This is a genomic window from Bradyrhizobium sp. Mp19, from assembly GCF_029952935.1.
In the GTDB taxonomy this organism is placed as follows: domain Bacteria; phylum Pseudomonadota; class Alphaproteobacteria; order Rhizobiales; family Xanthobacteraceae; genus Bradyrhizobium; species Bradyrhizobium elkanii.
Genome location: NZ_JASAUT010000006.1, coordinates 100078 through 121160 on the forward strand (window position 1 = coordinate 100078; position 21083 = coordinate 121160).

Genomic DNA, 21083 nt, shown 5'->3' on the forward strand with positions numbered 1-21083 from the left:
CAATATACGGGAAATTACGGGCTTTGGGGAAACATGCTGAAGGGCCCAACCCGCCGGCGGTGTGACCGGTGTCACCCCGGGCGGGTGCCGGTGGCCGATTCCGGCACAGGCAGTGTCGGGCTAGTCCGGCGGAATGCCGGCCTCCTTGACCACCCGGGCCCAGAGGGCGACGTCCGCCTTGATGATATCGGCGAACTGCTTCAGCGGCGCGCTCCGGGCGTCGCAACCCGCGACATCCAGCTTCTTCCGCACCTCGGTGGAGGCCAGCGCCGTTTCGAGCGCCGCGCTGATGCGTTCGACCACCGGCTGCGGCGTGCCCACCGGCACCACGAAGCCGAACCACGGCGTCACCTGCGCCTCGGCAAAGCCCTGCTCGGCCATGGTCGGCACGTCGGGAAAGTATTTCGAGCGACCGTCGCTGATCGCGCCGATGATCCTGATGCTGCCGGACTGCACCTGGGCCAGCGCCTGGTTGGCCGACAGGAAGCTCGAGGTGATCAGGCCGCTCGCGATATCGGGCACCATCTGCGGATAGCCGCGATAGCCGATCGCGGTGACGTCGATCCCGGCGAGCCGCTTGAACAGCTCGAAGCCGAGATGGCCGGTCGAGCCCTTGCCGGGATGGCTGTAGTTCAGCGTGCCCGGCTTGGCCTTGGCCAGCGCGACATAGTCGGCGACGGTCTTCACCGGCAACGAGGTCGGCACGATGAAGAAGTTCGGGGCGAGACAGATCTGCCCGACCGGCGCGAAATCCCTGACCGGATCCCAGCGCAGCTGCGCGTTCAGCGCCGGGCTTGCGGTAAAGAAGGTCGTCACCAATAGCCATGTGTAGCCGTCGGGGGTGGCGCGCGCGACCTCCTCGGCCGCGATCGAGCCGTTGGCGCCGGATTTGGCCTCGACGACGATTGTCCCCTTCCACTGCTCCTGCATGTCCTGCGCCATGATGCGCGCGAACACGTCGGCGACGCTGCCCGGCGCATAGGGAATGACGATGCGGATCGGCCGGCTCGGGAAGTCCTGCGCGCGCACCGTGCCGGCCATCGCCAGCAACGCCATACACGCACCGGCAATCAGGCTGACCCGCCACAACATCGTCCCGTTTCCCGCCCTGTGGTCTCGTTGCGGGCAGCATGCAGGGATTGCCTGACGGCAGCAAGGCGCCGGTTTCAGCGCGCGAAACTTCAGGCGGTGGCGATCTCGCGCGCAGGAATCGTCATCGCGGCGATGACGTCAGGCTGCGGCGATCCTTCGTGCAGGAATCGTCATCGCGGCGATGACGTCAGGCTGTGGCGATCCTTCGTGCAGGAATCGTCATCGCGGCGACGCCGATCACGACGCAGGCGAGGCCGATCCACGCCGTCGGGCTCAGCCGTTCGCCCAGCACCATGACGCTGAGCGCCACCCCGATCGGCACCCGCAAGTAAGCCTGTGCGGTGGTGCCGACCGAGCCGAGGGTCTGGATCAGACGGAAGTAGATCACGAACGCGATCGCGGTCGAGAACACCGCAAGCGCCAGCAGGGCAAGCAACGAACTGGCCGATGGCGAGAGCGTCCAGGGCCGCTCGACGACAAGGCTGAGCGGAGCGAGGATCGCGGCGCCCGCGAGCAGCGAACCCGCCGCCGGCGCCATCGGATCGAGCCCCTTGAAGCCGCGGCTGAAGATCGCGGCACAGGCGTAGCAGATGGTGGCGGCGACGATCGCGACCTCGGCCACGATCCCCTGCCCGAGATCGCGGAACGCATCGACGCCGACGATCAGGCAGATGCCGGCCATGCCTGATATCACCCCGAACAGCTTGCGCGGGCTCGCGGCCTCGTGGCGGGTGACCGCGGCGGTGAACAGGAAGGTGAAGATTGGCGAGGCCGAATTGAGGATGGTGGCGAGCCCGGCATCGACGAAGCGTTCACCCCAGGCGATCAGCGTCCACGGGATCACGCTGTTGAGGCAGGCCTGGAAGATGAAGCGGCGCCAGGTCGCGCGATCGGTCGGCATCGTCACACCGCGCATCCGCATGATGACGAGCAGCAAGAGCCCCGCGATCGCGGTGCGCGCCGCGATCAGCGTGATCGGCGGGATGGTCGCGACACCAAGCTTGATGAAGGTATAGGAGCCGCCCCACAGGGTGGCGAGCGCGAGCAGCAAGGCGAGCTCGAAGCCCATCTTGGGCTGGCGGGGGATCGTGGTCGTCATGGACTGGGGATTCCGTCTCGATGGTTGAGAGGAATCTACATCGGCGGCGGCGATGATATTTCGATATAAGCCGAAATGTGGAGAAGCGACTTTCCTTCCCACCGTCGTCCCGGCGAAAGCCGGGACCCATTACCACAGGGTTGTGTTGTTAGAAAAAGCTGTGGTCCCAGCGTCGCGCAACAATGCAGTTCGGTGGTTATGGGTCCCGGCTCCCGTGCGCAATTGCGCACTAGGCCGGGACGACGCCGAGCGGGTTGCGCCGCCTGTGAGTCACGCACACGCCACCGCTCAGGATAACGCCCTACCCCAGCGCCCCGACGTCGAACACCTCGCCGTCGTAGCCCGCTTCCTTGGGGATGCGGAGCTGGCGGCCGGTGGCGGTCTTGGTCATCACGGGCATCACGGCGACGATCGGCTTGCCCTTGCTGTCGGCAAGCGCGGCGCCGACATTCGGCTGCTTGCCGAGCCGGATCAGGTTGCGCGTGGTTGGGAACGGCAGCTTGAAGCGGCCGGTCTCGCCGCCCTCCAGCGCCTCGCGGGTCGACACCCAGATCGAGTCGGTCGATTCCTTGCCGTCATGGGCGCCGAGCTGCTCGGGCGGCGCGGCGGCCAGGAAGAACCAGGTGTCGAAGCGTTTCGGCATGCCCTCCGGCGTGATCCAGTGCGCATACGGCACGAGCGCGTCGAGCGCGAGCACCATGCCGTTGTCGGTCAGCACCTTGAGGAAGCTGATCTTGCCTTCGTTCAGCGATGCGCGATGCGCGGTCGCGATCTCGTTCGCACGCTTCGCATCGACCAAATCCTTCGACCCCTGCGGCCGCGCCAGCAGGATGCCGCTCTCCTCGAAGGTCTCGCGGATCGCCGCGATCCGGAAGCCGAGCGCGTCGCCGTCGAGCCCTTCCCCGCCGGAATAGAGCGCGGGATCGGCCGCGATCTCCTTGTCGTTCTTGTCGACGCTGCCGCCCGGAAACACCAGCGCACCCGAGTTGAACTCGATCTGGTGATGGCGGACCATCATGAAGACTTCGATTTCACGTGACGCCGTGCCGTCACGCAGCAGCAGCACGGTCGAAGCAAGACGCGGGGCAACGATCTCGGTCATGATTAGCCTGCTGCACTGGATTGCGGTTGCAGATTGGCGCGGCGGTCGACGCGCGCCACACGGGAAAGCAGATAGTCGACCTCCGCCCTTGCCTGCGGCGTGATGACAGCTCCGGGCTTGCGCTGCGCGCTGGAGGAGATGATGCCGCGCTTCTGCAGCACGTATTTGCGCACGGTGAGGCCGACGCCGGGCTGCTGCTCGTAGCGAATCAGCGGCAGATGCGCGTCAAACAAATCATGCGCCGCATCGCGTTTTCCCGCCTTGGACAGATTGACGACGTCGATCAGCAGCTCGGGGAAGGCATAGCCCGTCATCGCGCCGTCGGCGCCGCGCTCCATCTCGAAATCGAGGAACAGGCCGCCATTGCCGACCAGGATCGACAGCGGCCGCAGCGAGCCGTCCTTCTGGAAGTTGCGCAAGGTCGAGATCTTCTCCAGGCCCGGCCAGTCCTCGTGCTTGAGCATCACGCAGGACGGCGAATCCATCACGATCTTGCGGATCACCGCCGGCGTGAACACGACGGTCAGCGTCAGCGGATAGTCCTGCAGCACCCAGGGAATATCGTCGCCGATCGCTTCCTGCGCCTGCTTGAAGTAGCCGATGATCTGGTCGTCGGTGCGTAAGTGCGGCGGCGGCGCGATCATGACGCCGGCGGCGCCCGCATCCATCGACTTCTTCGCCAGCGAGCGCATCGTGGCAAAGCCCGGCGCCGAGACGCCGACAATGACCTGCAGCTTCTTGGCACGCTTGACGAAGCGCAGCGCGACCTGCTCCGCCTCCGCGGCATCGAGCTTCGGCGCCTCGCCCAGGATGCCGAGCACCGTGACGCCGTCGCAGCCGACATCGGTGTAGAAATCGGTCAGCCGGTCGATCGACGCCTCATCGATGCGGCCGTCATCGTGGAACGGGGTCGGCGCGATCGCAAAGGTTCCTGCGGCCTGGGCGGTGAGTTTCATGGATGCCTCAATTTTTGATCGTCATTCCCGGGCACGCGAAGCGTGAACCCGGAATCTCGAGGTTCTCGGTGCGCAACTGCGCACCTGAGGGTTCGTCCTTCGGACGCCCCGGAACGACGTTTATCATCTAAAACCGCCGCGCGCCCATCTTGATCTGCTCCTCGGAGAAGAAGATGTCCTTGGCGTGGGCGACGATGTCCTCGGCCTTCCAGCCGGTAAATGGCGGCTTCCAGCCCTCCATTTCCATCATCCGCATCTCGCGGACCCCGCGCGGGCCCGAGACGCCGAGGACCTTGCCGGTCTGGTCACCCGACAGGTCGCTGACCATGTAGAGCACGGCCGGCGCGATGCCGTCCGGCCCGAGCGCCGCACCCGGGTTCTCCTTGTAGCGCGGCAGGTCCGCGGTCATGCGGGTCAGCGCGCCCGGCGCCAGGGTCCAGATCCGGATGTTATACTTGCGGCCCTCGATCGCCAGCACGTTGGACAGGCCCCAGATGCCGCCCTTGGCGGCGCCGTAATTGGTCTGGCCGAAATTGCCGATCAGGCCCGAGGTCGAGGACGTGTTGACGATGACGCCGCCGCCATTGTCGCGCATCCATTTGAACACCGGCTGGGTGCAGCAGAAGGTGCCCTTCAGGTGCACCTTCATCACCTTGTCCCAGCTCGCTTCCTTGGCCTTGTGGAAGGTCTCGTCGAGCAGGATGCCGGCGTTGTTGACCAGGATGTCGGCGCGGCCGAAATGCTTGATGGCGTCGTCGAACACCGACTGGCCGCCGGCCAAGGTCGAGATGTCGGCGCCGTTGGCGACTGCACGGCCGCCCTCGGCCTTGATCGCGTCGACCACCTTGTCGGCCATCGACTTGTCCGAACCCGAGCCGTCGCGCGGGCCGCCGAGATCGTTGACCACCACGGCCGCGCCCTCGCGCGCGAACAGCTTCGCATAGGCTTCACCAAGTCCGCCGCCGGCGCCCGTGATCAGCGCCACCTTGCCGTCGAGTAATCCCATGGTTGTTTCTCCCTTTCTTGTTGCTCTTTCTTACCTCGCCCCGCCTGCGGGGAGAGGTCGGATCGCATCGCGAGATGCGATCCGGGTGAGGGGGTACAGGTCTGTCCGCAGACCATCGTTGCGGTGAGAGCCCCTCACCCCAACCCTCTCCCCGCAAGAGCGGGGCGAGGGAGTGCATCACCCTCGCCGCTTAAGCCAGCACCGTCTTGCCGCTCTTGATCACGGTGACGCCGCGCGACTTCACCTTGGCCTCGAACGACACCACATTGCCGTCCTTCCACAGCTCCATGGTCACGGTCTCACCGGGGAACACCGGCGAGGAGAACCGCGCAACGTGCTGCTTGAAGGCTGACGGATCGAAGTCGGCATAGGTCTGCAGCACGCCGCGGCAGGTGATGCCGTAGGTGCACATGCCGTGCAGGATCGGCCGCGGGAAGCCGGCCTTCTTGGCGAACTCCGGATCGGAGTGCAGCGGGTTGCGGTCGCCGCACAGCCGATAGACCAGCGCCTGGTCGGGCCGCGTCGTGATATCGACGATCTTGTCCGGCGCGCGCTCCGGTACCTTGTGCGGCTCGGGTTGGCCGTCGGACGGGCCGCCGAAGCCGCCATCGCCGCGGGCGAAGCGCGAGGCGACCAGCGTGGCGAGCTTCTCGCCCTTCTCGTCCTTCAGCACGGTCTGGTGGCGGATCACCGCGCCCTTGTCCTTGCCCTTGTCGAACACGTCGAGCACGGTCGAGTCGGCCGTGATGTGCGCCGCGGTAGCGAATGGCTTGTGGAAGGTGATGTCGCGCTCGCCGTCGACCACCATCACGCGGTTGAGGTTCATCTCGCCGGGACCGGCGCCCCAGGCCGCGACCGAGGCAAACGTCGGCACCACCTTGAGCGGGCGCGGCGTCAGCACGCCCTCATTGACGAAGGCGAGCTCGTTCTCGTCCATCGGATCGGCACCCAAGCCGATGCCATAGGCGTAGAGCATCACGTCGCGGTCGGTGTAGCTGTATTTCTGGCCGAGATTCTTCAGGGCCATCAGCTGTTCGTACACGATCGGCATTGTTGTTTTCTCCCCGAACTGTTCTTTCTTCGCCGTTGCGCGTTATTGCGCCCTCTCCCCTTGCGGGAGAGGGCTGCACCGGCATCAAACGCAAACTCGTTTGGGAGAGGGGTTGGCTCCTCAAACGCATCTCTCGCGGAGAGAACCCCTCTTCCGGCAGCCTTCGGCTGCCACCTTCCCCCGCAAGGGGGGAAGGTACTTTCTAGGTTAGGCCGGCGTGAAGAACGGCAGCGGGGCGCCGTCGGTCGGCTTCCACACCACCTTGACCTTCTGGCCGATCTTCACGTTCTCAAGATCGCAATCGACGATGTTGGTCTGCAGCGACGGACCTTCCTTCAGCGTCACATAGGCGATCGCATAGGGACCGGTCGGCGACTTCCGCATCAGGCTGTAGGTGTAGACCGTGGCCTCGCCGCTCGACTCTTCCCACACTGTCTTGTCCGAGAAGCAGAACGGGCAGATCGCGCGCGGGAAGTAATGCGCCTCGCCGCAGGTGTTGCAGCGCTTGATCATGAACTTACCCGCCTTCGCCGCTTCCCAGAACGGCGCGGTCTCCGGGTTGGTCACCGGGGCATTGTACTTCTTCGCTTCAGACATCACGCACGCTCCAGAATGCAGGTTGAGGCGGCGTGGCGAACGCCGAGCAGACCGCCGGTGCCGTGGGCGATCGCGAGGTCGCAGTTCTTCACCTGCACCTTCGGATGCGCCTCGCCGCGCAACTGGCGCACAGCCTCGAGGATTTTCGTCATGCCGCCGCGATTGACGGGATGGTTGCTGCACAGGCCGCCGCCGTCGGTGTTGAACGGCAGCTTGCCGACGCCCGAGATCAGATTGCCGTCGGCGACGAACTTGCCGCCCTCGCCCTTCTTGCAGAAGCCGAGATCCTCGAGCTGCATCAGCACCGTGATGGTGAAGCTGTCATAGATCGAGGCGTATTTGATGTCCTTCGGCGTCACGCCCGCCTCCTCGAAGGCGCGCGGACCGGACCACACGCCGGCGGAATAAGTCAGGTCGAGATCCTTGCCGCCACGCGGGCCCTTCATCGCCTCGCCATGGCCGATCAGGCGCACCAGCGGCTTCTTCAGGCTCTTGGCGATCTCGGGCGTCGTGACGATCATCGCGCCGCCGCCGTCGGTGACGACGCAGCAATCCATGCGGTGCAGCGGATCGGAGATCATCGGCGAGCTCAGCACGTCCTCGACGGTGACGACCTCCCTCAGCATCGCATGCGGATTGTATTGCGCGTGATGCGAGGCCGCGACCTTGATCCAGGCGAGCTGTTCGGAGGTGGTGCCGTAGTCGTGCATGTGGCGCATGGCACACATGCCATAGGCATTGTGCGTGGTAGCCCCGTAGGCGGATTCGAAATCGGCCTCGGCGCCCGACGCGCGCGGCGGCATCGGGCCGGTGCGCGGTTTGCCCGCCAGCGTGACTAGCGCGACCGAGCATTTGCCCGCGGCGATCGCCTCGGCGGCGTGGCCGAGATGGATCAGATAGGAACAGCCTCCAGTCTCGGTTGAGTCGACGTGACGCAGCTTCCTGGTGTTGAGGCCGAGATAATCGACCATCGGCCACAGCCCGCCCGGCGCGTCGCCGGCGCAGAAATAGCCGTCGATATCGTCCTTAGTGAGCCCGGCGTCCTCAATCGCGCCCTTGGCGACCTCGGCGTGAAGCTGTGCTGTTGATTTATCGGGTGCGTGCCGGGTGGGATGTTCGTAGATCCCGGCAATGTAGGCCTTGCCCTTGATGGTCAAATCGCTCTCCGCTGGCGTTTCTTCGCTCGAGCGTTTTTCTGAACCGGACGCGCGACCTTGGCAAGCGCGGAAATATTCCGTCAGGCGAGACTGTATCCGCAACTCAATCGTCGTCCCGGCGAAAGCCGGGACCCACAGGATTGTGTGGTGAGAGTGAGCCGTGGCCCCAGCGTCGCGCTACGACGAAGTGCGGTGGCTATGAGTCCCGGCTTTCGCCGGGACGACACCGAATGTGTGGCTACTCTACTCCGCCGCCATCTGCCGCGGCGCCGGCGGCGGGTTGGCGAGGTCGGCGGCGAGTTGCGCGTAGCGAACCTTCGCTTCCTTGATCGCCTTGTCCTTCACCGGACCGTAGCCGCGGATGCGATCGGGCAGCGCCAGCAATTCGACCGCGATGTCGTGGTTGAGGGGCGACAGCAGGTTCAGCACCGTCGCGACATCCTTCTCGTAGCCGGCGATCAGATCGCGCTCCAGCTTGCGGTCGGCGTTGTAGCCGAAGATGTCGAGCGGCGTACCGCGCAGGAAGCGGAATCTTGCCAGCACCCTGAAGGCCGACATCATCCACGACCCGAAGGCGCGCTTTTTCGGCCGGCCCTGCGCGTCGAGCCCGCCGCCGAGGATCGGCGGCGCCAGATTGAAGTTGAACTTGAACTCGCCCTCGAACTGATCGCGCAGCTGCTTCTCGAAACGGCCGTCGGTGAACAGCCGCGCCACCTCATACTCGTCCTTGTAGGCGAGCAGCTTTGCGTAGTTGATCGCGACCGCGCGCGGCAGCGCCTCGCCGTAGCCGCCCTTGGTGGCGGTGTCGCGAACCTGGTCGACCAGCTTGCGGTAGCGTTTTGCCAAACGCGCGCTCTGATAGTCCGTCAGAAGCGCCATGCGGTGGGTGATGATCTCGTCGAGCGACATCGCATCCAGCGCCTTGACCGGGGCTGCGTCGTCATCCTGCCCCTTCATCATCGCGGCCAGCCGCGCCGGATCGGCCGCGGCCAGACGCCCGAGCTGGAACGCCTGCGTGTTCATCTTGATCGAGACGCCGTTGACTTCGATCGCCTGCAGAATCGCCTCCGCCGACAGCGGCAGCAACCCGCGCTGATAGGCAAAGCCCATCATCATGATGTTGGTGGCGATGGAGTCGCCGAGCAGCGCCTCGGCCGGCTTGGTGAAGTCGAAGAAGGCGGAGTCCTTGCGCAGCTCGGTCTCCAGCACGCTGTTGACCTTGCGGCTCTGGAAGTTGAAGTCGCGGTTCAGGATGAAGTCCGCGGTCGGGATCACGTGGCTGTTGATGATGCCGACGGTGCGGCTCGCATCGCACAGCGTGATGGTGTCCTTCGACGCCGCCACGACCTCGTCGGCCGCAAGCACCAGATCGGCCGTTCCGGTCACGATGCGCGAGCAGGTCACGTCGGCGGTGTGCTCGGAGAGCCGGACGTGGCTCAGCACCGCGCCGCCCTTTTGCGCGAGACCTGACATGTCGAGGATCATCGAGGCCTTGCCCTCGATATGGGCGGCCATGCCGAGCAGCGCGCCGATCGTCAGCACGCCGGTGCCGCCGACGCCGCCGACCGCGATGTTGTAGGGTCGGTCGAGCGCAGGCTTGGAGGCTGGCTCCGGCAGATTATCGATGCTGCCGAGTTCGGGCGGCGCGCGCCGCCTGAGCTTGCCGCCATCGACCGTGACGAAGGACGGGCAAAAGCCCTTCACGCAGGAATAATCCTTGTTGCACGTCGACTGGTTGATGGTGCGCTTGCGCCCGAGCTCCGTCTCCAGCGGCTCGACCGAGATGCAGTTCGACTGCACCGAGCAGTCGCCGCATCCTTCGCAGACGGCAGGATTGATCAGCACGCGACGCTGCGGATCCTCCATCAGGCCGCGCTTGCGGCGACGGCGTTTTTCGGCGGCGCAGGTCTGCACGAACACGATCGCCGACGTGCCCTTGGTGTCGCGGCACATCTTCTGGACGTTCTCGAGGTCGTCGCGATGGAACAGCTTGACGCCGGGCGCGATCGTATCGGCCGGATAGGCGTCCGGATTTTCCGAGACCAGATAGATCTCGCGGATGCCTTCGGCATGGAGCTGGAAGGTGATCTGCTGCGGCGAGAGATCGCCGTCGTGGCGCTGGCCGCCGGTCATGGCGACCGCGTCGTTGTACAGGATCTTGTAGGTGATGTTGGCCTTGGAAGCGATCGACTGGCGGATCGCGAGAATGCCGGAGTGGAAATAGGTGCCGTCGCCGAGATTGGCGAAGACGTGGTTCTCGTTGGTGAACGGCGCGATGCCGACCCACGGAACGCCCTCGCCGCCCATATGGGTGAAGGTCTCGGTCGAGCGGTTCATCCACAGCGCCATGAAGTGGCAGCCGATGCCTGCCAGCGCGCGGCTGCCTTCCGGCACCTTGGTCGAGGTGTTATGCGGGCAGCCCGAGCAGAAATACGGCGTGCGGCTGACCGGCGCGGTCGCTTGCATCTGCGTCGACTGACGGCCGTTGAACCAGTCCGCCTTGGCGCGCAGCATCTCGGCGATTTCGGGATTGAGATTAAGTCGAAGCAGCCGTTCGGTGAGCGAGCTCGCAAGCGAGGCCACGCTGAGCTCGGCGGCGAAGGTCAGGAAGCGCTTGTCCTGATCGTCCATCTTGCCGACGATGCGCGGGCGCACGTCGTCGCGCCAGTTGAACAGCTCCTGCTTGACCTGGTTCTCGACGATCTCGCGGCGCTCCTCGACGATGAAGATCTCCTCGAGGCCGACGGCGAAGTTGCGCACGCCTTCCGGCTCCAGCGGCCAGGGCATGCCGATCTTGTAGAGGCGGATGCCGATCTTGGCGGCGATCTCGGGCGTGATGCCGAGCTCGCGCAGCGCCTGGCGGATGTCCTCGTAGCTCTTGCCCGAGGCCATGATGCCGTAGCGCGCGTTCGGCGAATCCATCGTGATGCGGTTGACCTTGTTGGCGCGGGCGAAGGCGATCGCGGCAAAGCCCTTGTAGTCCTGCAGCCGGCGGTCCTGCTCGAAGCGGTCGTCGGGCCAGCGGATGTTGAGGCCGCCCGGCGGGAGCTCGAAATCGGTCGGAATGATGAAAGGCGTCATCTCGTCGGTGAGATCGATCTCGGCCGTGGTCTCGACCGTCTCGGTGATCACCTTCATGCCGACCCAGCAGCCCGAGTAGCGCGACATCGCGATACCCAGAAGGCCCATCTCGATCATTTCGTGGATGCTGGAGGGGTAGAGGTAGGGCATCAGCGCGGAGATGAAGGCGTGGTCGGACTGATGCGGGACGGTGGAGGATTTCGCGCCATGGTCGTCGCCCGCAAGGCAGAGCACGCCGCCATGCTTGGCGGAGCCGGCCGCATTGCCGTGGCGGAACACGTCGCCGCAGCGGTCGACGCCGGGGCCCTTGCCGTACCAGATGCCGACTGCGCCATCATATTTGGCGCCCGGCGACAGGGCGAGTTGCTGCGAGCCCCAGATCGCGGTGGCCGCGAGGTCCTCGTTCACGCCGGGCTGGAATTTGATGTTGTACTGCTCGAGATGCTTGCGGGCGGCGAACAGTTGCTGGTCGTAGCCGCCGAGGGGGGAACCGCGATAGCCGGAGATGAAGCCTGCCGTGTTGAGACCCGCGGCGCGGTCGCGCCTGATCTGCGCCATGGGCAGGCGGACCAGCGCCTGGATGCCGGTCATGAAGACGTGGCCGGTGTCCTGGGTGTATTTCTGGTCGAGGCTGATAGGCCCTTGGTTGATTCCCATTTAGCCCTCTTTTCGCTGGTCGCGACGACAGCTTTTTAGCTAGTCATCCGAGCTTGTTAGAACCAGTCTATGTCGGATTTTCCGGCCCGCGCAGCACAATTCTGGGCGAGCAGGCCCGTCGCTCAAAAATCGCAATTTCGTGCCGGGAATATTGCAGGGCCGTTTCGGTTTCTGTCGCAGGACAGGCCCGCGGCGAAATGGCGTAACGCGTCTTGTGGACCGAAAGGTGATTGGATGCGGCGACGATTTCGAACGACGGGCGCGATTCTGGTCGCCGCGCTGTTGTGCGGTGCGCTCACGGCAAGCGAATGTGCCGCGGCGCCGGCCGACGACGTCATCGCCCGCGGCAAGGCGCTCACGATCGCCGGCGACTGCGCCAGCTGCCACACGGCTGATCCGGCAAAGCCCTTTGCCGGGGGCAAGCGGATCGACACGCCGTTCGGTGCGGTGTTCTCGCCGAACCTCACCCCCGACCGCGATACCGGCATCGGCGGCTGGAGCGACGACGATTTCCTGCGCGCGCTGCGGATGGGCGTCTCGCCGAGCGGCGCGCATTATTTTCCTGCCTTCCCCTACCCGTACTTCACGAAGCTGATCCGCGACGACATCCTGGCGATCCGCGCCTATCTCGCGACGCTGGCGCCGGTCAGCAACAAGGGGCCGCCGCCGGAGCTGCGCTGGCCTTTGAACTACCGCGTGCTGATGCGGGCCTGGAACGCGCTGTTCTTCACGGCGGGCATCATCCAGCCGGACCAGAACAAGGGTTCGGAATGGAATCGCGGCCGCTATCTCGTCGAGGCCCTCGCCCATTGCGGCGCCTGCCACACGCCCAAGAACGCCTTCGGCGCCGACCGGCGCGACCAGGCGTTCGGCGGCAGCATGGTGCAAGGCATGTTCGCGCCAAGGCTCGATGGCGCCGCGCGCAGCGGGCTGAAATCATGGAGCGTGGCTGACATCGCCGAATATCTGCAGAGCGGCCGCAACGGGCACAGCCATGCCGGCCCCCTGATGTCCGAGGTGGTGCTCAATTCGACCTCGAAGATGAGCGACGCCGATGTGCGCGCCATCGCGGTCTATCTGAAGAGCCTGCCCGCCGGCGCGCCGGAGCCGGAGATCACTCCGCCCTCGCCGGCGCAGATGAGCAATGGCGAACGCATCTATCGCGGCGCCTGCATCGCCTGTCATGAGCTCGACGGCACCGGCGCGCCGCGGATCTATCCGCCGCTGCCCGGCAACGCCAATCTGCAATCGGCCAATCCGGCAAGCACGCTGCGCATCATCCTCGACGGCGCGCAGACCGTGACGACGCCGCGCGCGCCGAACGGCGGCTCGATGCCGGCCTATCCGAAGCTCACCGACCAGGAGGTCGCGGACGTTGCGACCTACATCCGCAATGCCTGGGGCAACGCGGCGCCGGCCGTCACCGCGGACGAGGTCGCGAAGGCGCGGACGGCGAAATAGCCGTTCAACGCTCCTCGTCGCCGAACACGAATTTCGGCATCTCCCATCGGTAGCGGATCGCAAGCATGCGGAACGTCAGCCCGAGGGCGAAGGTCAGCGCCGTCCAGAGCTGGGCGTTCACCTGCAGCCCGGAGCCGGTCACATAGAACAGTCCGGTCACCACGGAGACGCTGGCGTAGAGCTCGCTGCGAAACAACAGCGGCACCTCGTTGCAGAGGATGTCGCGCAGCACGCCGCCGGCGCAGCCGGAGATCATGCCGGCGACGATCACGATCGGCAGCGAGACGTCGACTTGCGAGGCCACGTCGCAGCCGGTCATGGTGAACACCACAAGTCCGATCGCATCGAGCACCAGGAATGCGAGGTTGAGCCGGTGAACCAGCCGCGCCAGCAGGATGGTGGCGAAGGCGCCGGCGGCTGCGACCGCAAGGTAGATCGGGTGCGCGACCCAGAGCAGCGGATAATGCCCGAGCAGCACGTCGCGGATGGTGCCGCCGCCGAGCGCGGTGATCGCGCCGAGCATGCAGACGCCGGCCCAATCCATGCTGCGCCTGCCGGCCGCCAGCGCCGCCGTCATCGACTGCGCCGCAACCGCAATGAACGAGAGTACTTGCAGCACCGAATCGGTGGGCGGCATGGTCCACATTGAAAAGGCCTCATGAAACAGATTGGAACCCAAGGAATCGACGGTTCCTGCATGAACAGGTTGCAACATTGGCGCGGAACATCCTTGCGCGCCAGCCATTGTCCCATGCGTTTAGCTTTGAGGTGCTAACGGAGGAACTTTGCAATGGCCCATCAACCTGACGATCCGTATCGCGCCAACCTGACCGAGGACGAAATGCGCCGTCAGGCGCGCTTCAACAGCCTGGACAACGAGCTGCAGCCGGATCCGGAACTCCAGGAGGGACCGGCCAGCACCACCAAGATCGCGATGTTCGCAGTCGCGGTGGCCGTGGTGCTCGGTGCGTTGTTCTACGGCTTGAACAATACGTCGGTGCATGAGGCGGGCACGACGCCGTCAGCGCAGACCGCGCAGCAGCAGCCGGCCAATCCGGCCGCGCCGCCTCCGGGCATGCGCGACGTGACGCCGAAGCCGAACAGCCAGCCCGGCACGACCACGGGCGCGGCACCGGCGCAGCCCGCGTCGCCGTCGGCCAACAAGCCGACCGGGCAGGAGATCGACCGTTCGGCGACCCCGTCCGACTCGACCGGCGACAAGAACAAGTAATCCGCTCGCTATCGTGAGCGACGAAGCAGCGGGCCCAGCGGCCCGCTGCTTTTTTGCACGTGAGCCTACTTGAACATCTTGTTGAGCTCGCCGCCGGGATAGCCGTTGGCGAATTCGGCGAAGGTGCCCTTCTCGGCCATCTCCTTGGCCGCCTTCATCACGCCGGTCCAGGCCATCCGCGCCAGTGCCCCGCCGACGCTGATCCGCCGCACGCCGAGATCGGCAGCCGCTTGCAGCGTCAGCTCGGACGCCCCGCCGATCAGGAGATTGACCGGCTTTGGCGCGACCGCCTTCACGACCGCGGAAATCTCCTCCTTGGTCGCGATGCCCGGCGAATAAAGGACGTCCGCTCCTGCTTCCGAATAGGCCTGCAGCCGTTCGATCACCAGATTGAGGTCCTTCTTCCCCCACAGGAATGCCTCGCAGCGGCCGGTGAGCAACACGCCGCTGTTGTCGGCATCGATAGCCTTGCGCGCCGCCTTGATGCGCTCGACCGCAAGCTTGTGCTCGAACAGCGGGTTGGCGGCGTCTCCGGTGGAATCCTCGATCGAGAGCCCGGCGACGCCGGTCTTGACGCCGCGCGCGACATTGACCGCGACCCTGTCGGGCTCGACCGCGAAGCCGCCCTCGAAATCCGCATTGACGGGAATATCGACCGCCGCACACAGCGCGGTCAGGTGGTCGCAGACGTCGTCGACGGTGACGCGGTTGTCGGCCTTGGCGATGGTCCATGCAAAGCCCGCGCTGGTCGACGCCAGCGCCTTGAAGCCGAGATGCTGCAAGGCGCGGGCGCTGCCGACATCGAACGGATTCGGAATGATGAAGCACCCGCCCTCATGCAGCTTCTTGAAGGCGGCGCGTTTGTCAGCAGTTGGCAGTGGCATTGGTCGCTCCCTGGAGTCATTGGCCGCGCACAGATAGGCACCCACGCATCCGCCCGCTAGTGCGGCTCATGCACCGCGCGGCTGTCCTTCGGCGCCTGATCGCGTTCGTTCAGGCCGTAATCACGGATCACGCTCGCCACCCGCAGCCGGTAGTTCTCGAAGATCCGCGCGCGGCCCTTGGCCTGGGTACGGCGATGCTCGATCGTGTTGCGCCAGGCTTCCACCGCAGCCTCGTCGCGGAAGAATGACAGCGACACGAACTTGCCCTTCTCCGTGATGCTCTCGAACCGCTCGACCGAGATGAAGCCGTCGATCTCCTGCAGGATCGGCTTCAGCTCGGCGGCAAGGTCGAAATAGAGATCCCGGTGCTCAGGCTTCGGCCAGACTTCGAAGATCACGGCGATCATGGGCGCCTCCCGCACATTGCTGTTGTGGCCCCACTATAACTCGACCTTGCGGAGAAATGTCCGTTCCTCGGCGAGGATGAAACAGTTTTCTTCCGCGAACTTGAAGTTCGCGACGCCCTCCTTGTCCTGGCGCAGCCGCGCGCGATAGGCCTCATAGGCGGCAAGGCTTTCGAACGAGATCAGCGCGAAGCCGATGTTGTTGGTTCCCTCATGCGGCATCCAGTAGCCGATGAGATCGCCGCCGCAGCGCGGGATGATCGAGAGCCAGTTCCGCGAATACTCCTCGAACATCGCGCGCTTGAACGGATCGAGCTGGTAGCGGATGAAGACGGTAACGGTCATTGATGGCCTCCGGTAATGTTTCCGCCATTGCGAGCGTCAGCGACGCACTCCTCGCAATGACGGCACGGTGGACAATAGCGGCTTGTCCGACCTCGATGCTTCGGCTATCATCGAACTATGAAAGCAGGACCCGACATCTCCCGGATCGCCGCTCTGGTCGGCGATCCCGCACGCTGCAACATGCTGACCGCGCTGATGACCGGCCGCGCGTTGACCGCGAGCGAGCTCGCGCAGGAGGCCGGCATCACGCCGCAGACGGCGAGCTCACATCTTTCCAAGCTCGAGGCCGGCGGGCTGATCGAGCCCGAGAAGCAGGGCCGCCACCGCTACTACCGCCTCTCCGACCCCGACGTCGCCGACGTGCTGGAAGGCCTGCAGGGCATTGCCGCCCGCGCCGGCCATATGCGGGTGCGCACCGGGCCGAAGGATCCGGCGCTGCGCCGCGCCCGCATCTGCTACGACCATCTCGCCGGCGATCTCGGCGTGCAGATGCTGGACAGCATGAAGCGGCAGAAACTGGTCCGCCAGAGCAAGCAGGCGATCGAGCTCACTGGCGAAGGCAAGCGATTCATGGCCGAGGAGCTGCAGATCGACGCTGATGCGCTGACGCATCCGCGCCGTCCGGTGTGCAAGGCCTGCCTCGACTGGAGCGAGCGGCGGCATCATCTCGCCGGCACGCTCGGTGCTGCCATGATGGACCGCTTCACCGAACTGAAATGGGCCGCGCGCGACGCTGCGCCGGGCAGTCGCGTGGTCAATTTTTCGCGCAACGGTGAGAAGCGATTCGCCGCGCTGTTCGGCCCCGACCAATAGCGGCGCGCCTTCCGGCAAGCATCGATGAACCGCCGGTCTCGCTTGCCTCGCCTTCCGATACATTTTCGCACGCTCGCCATGTGCGCGCGGCTGCCCGCGTCCGCGAAATATTTCGAAGTGATGCTGAGCCGGCTTGCGACGTGCTGACGCAGCTGTGAGCTGCAACATTCATGTCGCATTCAGGCCGCAACATTATGGTCGGCGACATCGGGCACGCCTTCTGCAATGATCCGGCCGGGCGAATCGGTAGACGAAAATTTGTTGCGGTGCCGCAGCGCGGCCCAAAATAAAAAAGGAGAAGACATGAAGTATCTTTTTGCTGCAGCAGTTCTGGTGACGACCGCATTCGCCGGCATCAGCGCCGCTGATGCGGCCGGTGGCTGCGGCCCCGGCTGGCACCGTGGCCCCTATGGCGGCTGCGTCAGGAATCGCGGCGTCGTCGTCGCGCCGGGCGCCGTCGTCGTGCGTCCGCCGGTCGTGGTCGAGCGCCCCGTCGTGGTGGCGCCGCGCGTCCGCGCCTGCCCCTACGGCTTTGCCTGGCGCTATGGCCGTTGCCGCCCGATCTGATCGCGGTACATTCCGAACTAACAAAACCCCGCCTGCCGCGGGGTTTTTCTTTTCGTCATGGAGTCGATATCACCAGCGGCGCCAGTGATGACGGCGCCAATGATGGCGGCGCCAGCCCCAATGCCTGCGGTGCCAGTGCCGGTGACGCCAACCCCAGTGGCGATGATGCCAGCGTACCTGCTCGGGCTTCATGCGGCCGACCTCCTCGCCCGTGGTGACGGCGGGATGCGCATCGCCAGCCGCTGGTGCGCGTGCATCCTGGTTGAGGGGAAGCGGCGCGAGCGGCGCCGCCTGCGCCGTCGCTGCGAAGGTGACGGCTCCGGCGGCGACACCGAAGGCCATCTTCAGAAAATCCCGGCGTTCCATGAGCGTTTCCCTTTGTTGCTGAGCTGGACCAACTGCGGCAGCGAGTTTTTGCCTCGCGACCTGAACGCTCGCTGAACCGCGCATTCACGTTTCATGGAACTCGGGGTTGTCGACGTCGTGACGTCACGCAACCATCATGCCGCCGCCGCCTCCTCCGCCAGCATCAGGAGGTCGCGCGTACGCGTCACCTCCGGCCAGTCACGGTTGAAGTCGGCGACCAGCCGCTTCATGTCATCGCTGTTCACCGCGCGCTCGAGCGCCTTCTCGTCGGCGAACTGATAGGTCGCCTGGTGCAGCGACGGATCGCTCAGGCTCCAGCATCGCCAGGCGCGCTCGGCGCCGAACGATTTCATCGCGTCGGGCAGATGCGCGCGCGAATACCAGGCATCGAAGGCGGGACGCCTCGCGGCATCCGTGACGGTGGCGCGGACGACGAAATAGGCTGCCGGCATTGTTTCCTCCATGGTTTCATTTCGCACACGCGGCCGGTCCATGCTCCGTGATATGTCGGTCTGCTGACAATGCCTGATCAGGGGGATCACCCATGCTTGCCCGTCACCGCACCGCCCTGCTCGCGTTCCTGTTCGCCCTCGGCTCCGCGCTGCCGGCTGCCGCCGAGGAGATCGCGCCGCCGCGCGAGGCGCAGATCGGACCGCGCCCGTTCTATCTGGTCGACAAGATGAAGGACGGGCCCCTGAAGCAGCAGCTCAGCCAATGCACCGGGCCGTTCCACAAGACCGACTTTTCGATCGGCCACCGCGGCGCCGCGCTGCAATTCCCCGAGCATAGCCGCGAATCCTATCTCGCCGCCGCGCGGATGGGCGCCGGCGTGATCGAATGCGACGTCACCTTCACCAGGGATCGCCAGCTGGTGTGCCGGCACTCGCAATGCGACCTGCACACCACGACCAACATCCTCACCGTGCCGGATCTCGCCGCAAAATGCACGCAACCCTTCAGCCCGGCCGATCCCGCCACCGGCAGGAAGGCCTCGGCGAAATGCTGCACGAGCGACATCACGCTCGCCGAATTCAAGCGGCTCACCGCGAAGATGGACGGCTTCAATCCGGATGCGCGAACGCCGGAGGACTACCAGAACGGCACGCCGCGCTGGCGCACCGAGCTCTACGCCAATTCCGGCACGCTGATGAGCCATGACGAGAGCATCGCCTTGATCAGGAGTCTCGGCGCAAAATTCACGCCCGAGCTGAAGGCGCCGGAAGTGGCGATGCCGTTCGACGGCGACTACACCCAGGAGACATATGCGACCCAGATGCTCGCCGCCTACAAGGCCGCCGGCATTCCGCCGAGCGAGGTGTTCCCGCAGAGCTTCAGCCTCAAGGACATCCTCTATTGGGTGAAGACCGAACCCGACTTCGCGAGCCAGGCGCTCTATCTCGAGGACCGCTACGAGAAAGCAGGCCTCGATCCGAACCGGCCGGAGACGTGGAAGCCGTCGATGCAGGAATTGAAGGCCTCCGGCGTCGCGATCCTGGGGCCGCCGATCTTCGCGATGCTGGCGCTGAACGACAAGGGCGAGATCGTCCCGTCGGCTTACGCCAGGGCGGCGAAGGCGGCCGGCCTCGATCTGATCGGCTGGTCGCTGGAGCGCGACGGCCCGCTGAACAAGGGCGGTGCATTCTACCACAAGTCGGTGAAGGCGGCGATCGACCGCGACGGCGACACGTTGACCGTGCTCGACGTGCTGGCAAAACAGGTCGGCGTCCGCGCGATGTTTTCCGACTGGCCGGCGACGACCACATTCTATGCGAACTGCATGGGGATGAAGTGAGGTCTTGCCGAGCGCGTTACGGCTGCTCCGCCCTACGCACCGTGCGCGCCCGCCATGACCATTCCGGCCGTTCCGCGCGCGGCAGAACAGGACTAGCATCATCGCCTTCCCGCCCGACGGGACAACACCACAGGGAGGCCGCCATGAAGCCAGGACAACCGGTCAAGGACGCCAGCCATCTCTACGAAGTCGAGCGCCGCGCCCAGCACGCCGCCCGCCCCGGCTTCCGCATCATGGAGCTGCAACTCTCGCCGACCCAGAAGGTGCCGTGGCACACCCACAGCAACATCTCCGACACCTTCTATGTGCTGGAGGGCCAGATGCGGCTGTTCCTGCAGGAGCCGAAGGAGGAAGTGAACCTGAAGGTCGGCGAGGTCTATGCCGTGAAGCCGACCCGCCCTCACCTCGTCACCAATGCCGGCACGACGTCGCTGACCTTTCTGATCCTGCAAGGCGTCGGCGAATACGACTACGTGCCGCTGGCGTCGGGCTGAGGACACGCGTCGCTTGCTGCGCCGTCGTCCCTGCGGAAGCAGGGACCCATAACCACCGCGTTACGTTGTTGAAGCAAGCTGTGGCCCCAACGTCGTGCAACAAGATCGAGCTGTGGTTATGGGTCCCGGGTCGCGCTGCGCTTGCCCGGGACGACCGAAGGATAGAAACCGATTCACATCTCAAACAGCCTGTACGGTGTCATCACCCGTGCATGCGGAATCCAGTTTCCCAGAGACGCCGGTGTTTGAGTCGAGAAGCCGCGGCGTACTGGATCGCCCGATCCCGTCTTCGCCAAGGCTTCGATGGGGCTTGTTGGGCACGCCGAAGCTTTGCGGAGGCGGCGAACCTGGCGATGACGGTGCGGGTTCCTCACACACGATCGTCGTCCTGGCGAAAGCCAGGACCCATAACCAGCGCATTCGGTGATGAACGGGATCGCGGCCCCAGCGCCGCGCAACCATTGAGATTTGGGGTAATGGGTCCTGGCTTTCGCCAGGACGACACTGAGTTTGTGGCGCCGCTTTGCGCGCCCGCCGCGCCTCACATCAGCTTCAGCGGCGCATCGTGAACCAGCCGCAGGTCGATATTGCCGATCAGACGCGCGCGGCGCGCCTCGGCGGTGCTGATCGCAGCCTCGGTCTGCCGCAGCGTGCTGACATTCGATCCGAGCGACACGATGCCGCCGAGCACCAGTGCGATCGATCCGAGTGCCGCAGTCTGACCAGCGCCTAACAGCCCAAGCAGCGCGACGGCCAGCAACGCAAACCCGCCTGCGATCGCGACCTTCGACCCGAGAATGATCCGCCGGGAGCGCTCGGCGCTCTCGGCAAGCTCCTCGATCTGCGCCTCGATCTCGGAGATCTCGTCGGTCGGCTCGTCTTCGGTCATCAAGTTCGAACCTGTAGGGCGGGTCAGGCGGAAGCCGTA

Annotated in this window: 23 protein-coding genes; 6 read left to right on the forward strand and 17 right to left on the reverse strand. The window is 65.3% G+C overall.

Features of this window, described 5'->3' with window-relative positions; translation table 11 throughout:
- Positions 1-120: 120 nt before the first annotated feature.
- The 9 genes from QJT82_RS10070 to QJT82_RS10110 all read right to left on the reverse strand — a co-directional run bounded on the left by QJT82_RS10070 (position 121) and on the right by QJT82_RS10110 (position 11798).
- Entirely contained in the window at positions 121-1092 is a 972-nt protein-coding gene (locus tag QJT82_RS10070) for a tripartite tricarboxylate transporter substrate-binding protein (protein ID WP_028339255.1), read from the reverse strand.
- A gap of 187 nt (positions 1093-1279) precedes the next feature.
- Entirely contained in the window at positions 1280-2191 is a 912-nt protein-coding gene (locus QJT82_RS10075) for an EamA family transporter (protein WP_051447748.1), read from the reverse strand.
- A gap of 301 nt (positions 2192-2492) precedes the next feature.
- Positions 2493-3293, reverse strand: a complete 801-nt coding sequence (locus QJT82_RS10080; RefSeq protein ID WP_028339257.1) for an NUDIX hydrolase — start codon at positions 3291-3293, stop codon at positions 2493-2495.
- A 2-nt stretch (positions 3294-3295) separates the two neighbouring features.
- Positions 3296-4249 (reverse strand): dihydrodipicolinate synthase family protein, encoded by a 954-nt coding sequence (locus QJT82_RS10085; protein WP_028339258.1) that lies wholly within the window; start codon positions 4247-4249, stop codon positions 3296-3298.
- Positions 4250-4376: 127 nt separating this feature from the next.
- Entirely contained in the window at positions 4377-5255 is an 879-nt protein-coding gene (locus QJT82_RS10090; protein ID WP_028339259.1) for an SDR family oxidoreductase, read from the reverse strand.
- Between the two features lie 190 nt (positions 5256-5445).
- Positions 5446-6306, reverse strand: coding sequence for a MaoC/PaaZ C-terminal domain-containing protein (locus QJT82_RS10095; protein WP_028339260.1), 861 nt, complete (start codon positions 6304-6306; stop codon positions 5446-5448).
- 207 nt (positions 6307-6513) lie between these two features.
- Complete coding sequence (locus QJT82_RS10100) at positions 6514-6903, reverse strand: Zn-ribbon domain-containing OB-fold protein (protein WP_028339261.1); 390 nt, start codon at positions 6901-6903, stop codon at positions 6514-6516.
- A complete protein-coding gene (locus tag QJT82_RS10105; protein WP_028339262.1) occupies positions 6903-8060 on the reverse strand; it encodes a thiolase domain-containing protein in 1158 nt (385 codons plus the stop codon). Before QJT82_RS10105 ends, QJT82_RS10100 begins: the two co-directional genes overlap by 1 nt.
- Positions 8061-8303: 243 nt before the next feature.
- Positions 8304-11798 (reverse strand): indolepyruvate ferredoxin oxidoreductase family protein, encoded by a 3495-nt coding sequence (locus QJT82_RS10110; RefSeq protein WP_028339263.1) that lies wholly within the window; start codon positions 11796-11798, stop codon positions 8304-8306.
- Between the two features lie 234 nt (positions 11799-12032).
- Here QJT82_RS10110 and QJT82_RS10115 point away from each other — a divergent pair, with 234 nt between their 5' ends.
- Complete coding sequence (locus QJT82_RS10115) at positions 12033-13259, forward strand: cytochrome c (RefSeq protein ID WP_259242675.1); 1227 nt, start codon at positions 12033-12035, stop codon at positions 13257-13259.
- 4 nt (positions 13260-13263) lie between these two features.
- On the opposite strand, the gene QJT82_RS10120 is transcribed toward QJT82_RS10115, so the two are convergent.
- Positions 13264-13905, reverse strand: a complete 642-nt coding sequence (locus tag QJT82_RS10120; RefSeq protein ID WP_028339265.1) for a trimeric intracellular cation channel family protein — start codon at positions 13903-13905, stop codon at positions 13264-13266.
- A gap of 144 nt (positions 13906-14049) precedes the next feature.
- Between QJT82_RS10120 and QJT82_RS10125 the strand changes: the two genes are divergently transcribed.
- The gene (locus QJT82_RS10125; protein ID WP_028339266.1) at positions 14050-14490 is read left to right on the forward strand and encodes a hypothetical protein; all 441 of its coding nucleotides are present in this window, start codon (positions 14050-14052) and stop codon (positions 14488-14490) included.
- Between the two features lie 65 nt (positions 14491-14555).
- Here QJT82_RS10125 and QJT82_RS10130 read toward each other — a convergent pair whose 3' ends face one another.
- From QJT82_RS10130 to QJT82_RS10140, 3 genes are read right to left on the reverse strand one after another with little or no spacing between them, the layout of a single operon-like run.
- Positions 14556-15374, reverse strand: a complete 819-nt coding sequence (locus QJT82_RS10130) for an isocitrate lyase/phosphoenolpyruvate mutase family protein (protein ID WP_028339267.1) — start codon at positions 15372-15374, stop codon at positions 14556-14558.
- A gap of 56 nt (positions 15375-15430) precedes the next feature.
- Positions 15431-15781, reverse strand: coding sequence for an antibiotic biosynthesis monooxygenase (locus tag QJT82_RS10135; RefSeq protein WP_016839915.1), 351 nt, complete (start codon positions 15779-15781; stop codon positions 15431-15433).
- 33 nt (positions 15782-15814) lie between these two features.
- Positions 15815-16123, reverse strand: coding sequence for an NIPSNAP family protein (locus QJT82_RS10140; RefSeq protein WP_028339268.1), 309 nt, complete (start codon positions 16121-16123; stop codon positions 15815-15817).
- A 117-nt stretch (positions 16124-16240) separates the two neighbouring features.
- Here QJT82_RS10140 and QJT82_RS10145 point away from each other — a divergent pair, with 117 nt between their 5' ends.
- Complete coding sequence (locus QJT82_RS10145; RefSeq protein ID WP_026192884.1) at positions 16241-16936, forward strand: metalloregulator ArsR/SmtB family transcription factor; 696 nt, start codon at positions 16241-16243, stop codon at positions 16934-16936.
- 179 nt (positions 16937-17115) lie between these two features.
- Here QJT82_RS10145 and QJT82_RS10150 read toward each other — a convergent pair whose 3' ends face one another.
- Positions 17116-17241, reverse strand: a complete 126-nt coding sequence (locus QJT82_RS10150) for a hypothetical protein (RefSeq protein WP_259242674.1) — start codon at positions 17239-17241, stop codon at positions 17116-17118.
- Between QJT82_RS10150 and QJT82_RS10155 the strand changes: the two genes are divergently transcribed.
- Positions 17240-17503 carry a hypothetical protein gene (locus tag QJT82_RS10155; RefSeq protein WP_028339269.1) on the forward strand — a complete coding sequence of 88 codons (264 nt, stop codon included), beginning with the start codon at positions 17240-17242 and terminating at the stop codon, positions 17501-17503. The genes QJT82_RS10150 and QJT82_RS10155 overlap by 2 nt on opposite strands.
- Before the next feature lie 69 nt (positions 17504-17572).
- Here the strand turns inward: QJT82_RS10155 and QJT82_RS10160 are convergent, their stop codons facing one another.
- On the reverse strand, positions 17573-17869 hold the full coding sequence (locus tag QJT82_RS10160; protein ID WP_028339270.1) for a twin-arginine translocation signal domain-containing protein: 297 nt from the start codon (positions 17867-17869) through the stop codon (positions 17573-17575).
- 134 nt (positions 17870-18003) lie between these two features.
- A complete protein-coding gene (locus tag QJT82_RS10165; RefSeq protein ID WP_028339271.1) occupies positions 18004-18321 on the reverse strand; it encodes a hypothetical protein in 318 nt (105 codons plus the stop codon).
- 92 nt (positions 18322-18413) lie between these two features.
- Between QJT82_RS10165 and QJT82_RS10170 the strand changes: the two genes are divergently transcribed.
- A complete protein-coding gene (locus QJT82_RS10170) occupies positions 18414-19661 on the forward strand; it encodes a glycerophosphodiester phosphodiesterase family protein (RefSeq protein ID WP_051447749.1) in 1248 nt (415 codons plus the stop codon).
- A 143-nt stretch (positions 19662-19804) separates the two neighbouring features.
- Positions 19805-20155: a cupin domain-containing protein gene (locus QJT82_RS10175; RefSeq protein ID WP_028339273.1), complete on the forward strand. Its 351-nt coding sequence runs from the start codon at positions 19805-19807 to the stop codon at positions 20153-20155.
- Positions 20156-20696: 541 nt separating this feature from the next.
- Here QJT82_RS10175 and QJT82_RS10180 read toward each other — a convergent pair.
- Positions 20697-21044 (reverse strand): hypothetical protein, encoded by a 348-nt coding sequence (locus tag QJT82_RS10180; RefSeq protein WP_028338231.1) that lies wholly within the window; start codon positions 21042-21044, stop codon positions 20697-20699.
- Positions 21045-21083: the final 39 nt, after the last annotated feature.